Origin of the sequence: Candidatus Planktophila sp. (assembly GCF_046070465.1) — a bacterium.
Classification (GTDB): Bacteria; Actinomycetota; Actinomycetes; order Nanopelagicales; family Nanopelagicaceae; genus Planktophila.
Window position 1 is genome coordinate 1 of sequence record NZ_JBJTMK010000108.1, and the last position, 5,039, is coordinate 5,039.

At 49.9% G+C, this 5,039-nt stretch carries 3 protein-coding genes and 1 pseudogene; 1 reads left to right on the forward strand and 3 read right to left on the reverse strand.

Features of this window, described 5'->3' with window-relative positions; genetic code table 11:
• Positions 1–333: pseudogene (locus ACKOVI_RS04950) on the reverse strand (galactose-1-phosphate uridylyltransferase); the annotation flags it as partial.
• Positions 334–354: 21 nt separating this feature from the next.
• Positions 355–1,851, reverse strand: a complete 1,497-nt coding sequence (gene glpK / locus ACKOVI_RS04955; protein ID WP_509602954.1) for a glycerol kinase GlpK — start codon at positions 1,849–1,851, stop codon at positions 355–357.
• A gap of 44 nt (positions 1,852–1,895) precedes the next feature.
• On the opposite strand from glpK, the gene ACKOVI_RS04960 reads away from it, so the two are divergent.
• Entirely contained in the window at positions 1,896–3,551 is a 1,656-nt protein-coding gene (locus tag ACKOVI_RS04960) for a glycerol-3-phosphate dehydrogenase/oxidase (RefSeq protein ID WP_509602955.1), read from the forward strand.
• Here the strand turns inward: ACKOVI_RS04960 and ACKOVI_RS04965 are convergent.
• Positions 3,541–4,854 carry a glycoside hydrolase family 25 protein gene (locus tag ACKOVI_RS04965; RefSeq protein ID WP_509602957.1) on the reverse strand — a complete coding sequence of 438 codons (1,314 nt, stop codon included), beginning with the start codon at positions 4,852–4,854 and terminating at the stop codon, positions 3,541–3,543. The genes ACKOVI_RS04960 and ACKOVI_RS04965 overlap by 11 nt on opposite strands.
• Positions 4,855–5,039 lie beyond the last annotated feature (185 nt).

Here is a 5,039-nt window from a genome sequence, read left to right on the forward strand (position 1 = left end):
CGGACGAAGCGATGGTGAGCGGTTATCAAAGACAACTAGTTCATATTCAGATTCAGGAATTTCAGTAAGGAGCTCACCTGTTGTTGGGCAGAGCGGGCATAACTCTTTAGGCGGCAAAAAGATGCGACCTTGGCGGTGAGCAGCCATAGCAACCCACTCATTGACCAATGGATCGAGGCGGAGTTCACCGATCCCTGGCTGCTCTTCCTTCTCGCGATGATCTGCAACTGTGCGAGATTGCCCTGCAGTGTCGTAATAGCGAATAGTGCGACCATCGTTCATGGTGCGATCGGTACGAATGACGCCTGCTGAGAGCTCTTTAATCTCGTTCATAGTGGCGTAAGCCTATCTCGGCTACGCCCAATTAAGGGTGCGTTCGATTGCCTTCTTCCATCCGGCATAGCCCACAGTGCGAGTCTCCTCCGATGTTGTTGAATTCCAGCGACGAGATTGCTGCCATTGTTTCTTCAATTCATCAGTATTCGCCCAGACTCCAACAGCAAGGCCGGCTGCATATGCAGCACCAAGAGCGGTGGTCTCTGTAATAAGAGGACGAGTGATATCGATTCCCATGATGTCTGCCTGCATCTGCATGCAAAGAGAGTTGGAAGTAATTCCACCATCGACTCGCATCTCGGTCATTGGAACACCAGAATCTGCAACCATGGCATCCATTACATCGCGAGTTTGATAACAGATTGCTTCAAGAGCGGCGCGTGCAAGGTGTGCCTTAGTTGCTGCACGAGTTAGTCCGACAATGACACCGCGCGCATCGCTGCGCCAATATGGTGCAAAGAGACCAGAGAACGCCGGAACAAAGTAAACGCCTGCAGTATCAACTACTGATGATGCCAGTGCTTCAGTATCGGTAGCATGAGTGATGATTCCTAATTGATCGCGCAACCATTGGATTGCAGAACCTGTGACAGCAACTGATCCTTCTAGGGCGTATCGTGCTGGTTGATCACCAAATTTGTAGCAAACAGTTGTAAGCAAACCATTTTTGGATCGGAAAATATCTGTGCCGGTATTAAGAAGTGCAAAGTTTCCGGTGCCATATGTTGTTTTCGACTCACCGCGATCGAAACAAACCTGACCGACCATCGCCGCTTGTTGATCGCCCAAGATTCCAGCGATAGGAACTGCAGCGCCGAGTGGACCATGTGGTGTTGTGTGGGCGTAGATCTCGGATGAAGATTTGATTTCAGGAAGTACTGATCGAGGAATCTGCAGAATCTCGAGAAGCTCGGAATCCCAATCAAGAGTTTCAAGGTTCATCAATAAAGTACGGCTGGCGTTGGTGACATCGGTGAAATGAGCGCCACCTTGTGTTCCGCCTGAAAGGTTCCAGAGTAGCCAACTATCGATTGTTCCAATCATCGCAGTGCCATTGTCGCTTGCAGTTCGAACCGCAGCAGAATTTTCGATAAGCCAGTGCATTTTGCTGCCCGCAAAATAAGGAGCAACAGTGAGGCCGCTCTTATATGTCAGCGTGGTGCGAGATTGTTCGGAGAGACCTTCAAGATAGGAAGCGGTGCGAACATCCTGCCAGACGATCGCGTTATGAAGTGGCTGGCCGGTAGCTGCATCCCATGCCACTGTGGTCTCACGCTGATTGGTGATTCCAATGGATGAAAGCTGCGATCCAATGAGGTTTGCCTGTTTGAGAGCGCCTGCAATGACCTCTTGAACTCGATCCCAGATTTCCGCCGCATCATGTTCGACCCAACCGGCTTGAGGAAGCATCTGTCGATGTTCTAATTGATGTTGGCCAACGACTTTTCCGCCCTGATCAAAAATCATAAAGCGAGTGCTACTGGTTCCCTGGTCCAAACTGCCTACGAATGCCATATCCTTAAGCCTACTCACACTCTCAGGAAATCGGTATAGCCGCCATGTTTTCATCAGAACTCAGCCCTGAACAACGCGATGCTGCAATCAGCACCTTGGCGAAAGAGGTATTCGACATCCTTGTCATCGGTGGCGGAGTCACCGGTGCTGGCGCCGTACTCGATGCGGCATCACGTGGCTTGAAAGTTGCCCTGGTCGAAGCCCGCGATATTGCATCCGGAACTTCAAGTCGTTCTAGCAAGTTGATTCACGGTGGATTGCGTTACTTAGAACAATACGATTTTAAATTAGTACGTGAGGCGCTTCATGAGCGCGAGTTGATGGTTTCGTCTCTCAGCCCACACCTCGTGAAGCCAGTGGGATTCCTATACCCACTTCATGAAAAGGCGAAAGATCGTGCCTATGTGGGAGCAGGTCTTGCGCTCTACGACGTACTGCGTGGATTCCAACGCGCCCTTCCATGGCACAAGCACATGTCTCAGAAGAAGATTGCAGAAATTGCACCTTCATTGCGACAAGATATCGTCACTGGTGCCGTGAAGTATTACGACGCACAGGTAGATGATGCGCGCCACACAATGACGATTATTCGCACAGCTCGTCGCCATGGCGCGACGATTGCGACACGAGTCGAAGTTGACCAACTTATTAAAGATGGCAAGAAGGTAATCGGTGCGACGGTCATTGATACCGAGACCGGCAAGAAAATTAAAGTTTCTGCCAAATCCGTCGTCATGTGTGCAGGTATCTGGAGCGATGAGATGCATGCAAAGTTTGATCTCACACCAGGTTATGGCGTCACGATGTCTAAGGGTGTTCATATCGTCGTGCCTGGAGCTGCGATTAAGTCCAACACCGGCATCATTTTGAAGACCGCAGTATCTGTCCTCTTCCTTATTCCTTGGGGTGATAAGTGGATTGTGGGTACAACTGATACTCCTTACGACGGAGATCGTGCACACCCTTATGCAACATCTGATGATGTGCAGTACATCTTGGATCAGGCCAATAAAGTCCTGGAACCACAGCTCAAGCGCGAAGAAATCATCGGCGTCTATGCAGGTTTGCGTCCACTAGTAGCCAACAAAAAAGGTTCTGCAACTACAAAGCTCTCTCGCGAACACACCACAGATCGCAGCGCGCCAGGATTTGTCAGCATCGCGGGCGGTAAATACACCACCTATCGCGTCATGGGTAAAGATGCGATTGATCTCGCAGTCACCGACCTTCGTCGTATTGTGAAAGAGTCAATTACAGAGAAACTTCCACTTGTAGGCGCTGATGGTTATTACGCACTTGCACAACAGAGCACTCAGATCGCCTCTCAGTATGGACTCGAAGAGAAAACGGTTATTCACTTACTCAATCGATATGGATCGTTGATCAGCGAAGTTCTCGAGTTGATTAATGAAGATAAGAAGCTTGGAAAGCCGCTTGCGGCGGACCTTCCATATCTCAAGGCGGAAATCGTTTATGCGGCATCTCATGAAGGTGCCATGAGCGTCGACGATGTAATTTCTCGTCGGACACGTCTTGCTTTTGAGGCGCCTCATGCGGGAGTCGATCTTGCAGATGAGATTGCAACGCTGATTGCACCAGTCTTGGGGTGGAGCGCAAAGGATAAGAAGGATTCAGTTGCTGCTTATAAAGATCAAGTTGCGGCTGAAGTAGAAGCGCTCAACGCGCTCATTAATTCTTAATCTGGTTCTTACAACCGTTTGAAGTCACTGGCCTCGGCGTGGCCTTAGGTGTTGGGCTTGGTGTCGGTGACGGTGCGACGCCTTGAGCTAAAGTAAATGTCACTGGCAGAACAACATCTGCATGAGTTCCTGAAGGATCGTTAAATCGAAGTTCACCATTCCATGTGCCAGGTAAATCTGTCTTGAGTGCAATCTTCCAATAACCACTGGTTGCACGAGTAACTGATTGCGAAAACTTAAACGGTGTCGCATTTGGGCCGGAAACAAATTTCACATCACCGGTAACGACGGGAGAACTATCAGGGCGCAGGACTTGTAGAGAGAAAACCACATATTTGTCAGTTGCGGTAGCAACCATGTAATCCAGTACTGCCGTTGAAGTTTCGTTATGTGGCATCAAATCGGTCTCTTCTGGAACCCATGTGCCCGAGGCCAGTGCAAGGAAGGCTTCTTGTGTACCGCGGAAGACATTGAGATCAAGGCGTGTTCCGGGGACCCCGTACTTAGGTGCGATTCCACAGGAGGTGTACTGCCATACCGTCCATTGAGAATTACAGGACGACGATGTCCATGAATGTACGTAGCAACCAATGTTCTTGAGGCCAGGTTGAGCAGTGGGAATCGCTGGGTTGATGGCGTATTGGGCCAGCCACAGTGGATATTGAGTGAGCTCTGTATCGCGGCTCATCGCACTTTCGAGGAAGGTCGGATACGAATAGAAAATTGGCGTGCGGCCAGTCTTTTCCTTGATTGCGGAGAGAAAAGTCTTTGCCCACAGAGTCACCGCGCTCCTCGAGGCACGTTTTAAACACGATTTATTAGAACGATATCGAACGCAGTTATTTTCAAGATCAAGTGCGTACGGCAGATCCATCTCGTTATAGCCACCTAATGAACCGAGGCGCCAAATTGCCTTCTGAGCCTGCACGGTCGCATCTTGTACAACTGCAGAATTTGTGGAGACATCGGGCAGAACGGCGTAGTGATAGAAGCCGGTATAGATACCTACATCTTGCGCGCCTTTACGGTCTGCTGCTAAATATTTCACTGCCAATCGATCTGAATCTTGGCGAGAGTCCGATGCTTTGATCATGACAAAACGCAGGCCAGCTGCATGCATCTTGGCGAAGTTGATCGGCTTGTCATTGGGATGTTGCCAGCGCGAGATATCTGCACCGTGAATGCGATTGCCAGGTCCTGCCATTGCAAGAATGGATTCAACTGGCGCTGCCTGTGAAGGTGCCGCAGTAATAGGGAAAGAGAGCATTACCGCTGCAGAGAGGGATGCGATTGCCTTCTTCATGGTTTTTTACTTTTCGATGATGACGACAGAGATGCCAAAGACATCACGAATCACGCTTTGAAGTTGAGGTGCCATGCGCAGGCGAGCTTCACGATAATCATGGCCCGTTGCAAGCTTTGCCGGATCTGAAAAATCGAGAGTCAGGCGACCGTTATCAAAAGATTCGAGGCGACCGTCAAAGAAGG

Excerpts from the sequence above, each read along its gene's own strand:
- ACKOVI_RS04960 (WP_509602955.1), top strand. The coding sequence starts at position 1,896 with ATGTTTTCATCAGAACTCAGCCCTGAACAACGCGATGCTGCAATCAGC.
- glpK (WP_509602954.1), bottom strand. The coding sequence starts at position 1,851 with ATGGCATTCGTAGGCAGTTTGGACCAGGGAACCAGTAGCACTCGCTTT.
- ACKOVI_RS04965 (WP_509602957.1), bottom strand. The coding sequence starts at position 4,854 with ATGAAGAAGGCAATCGCATCCCTCTCTGCAGCGGTAATGCTCTCTTTC.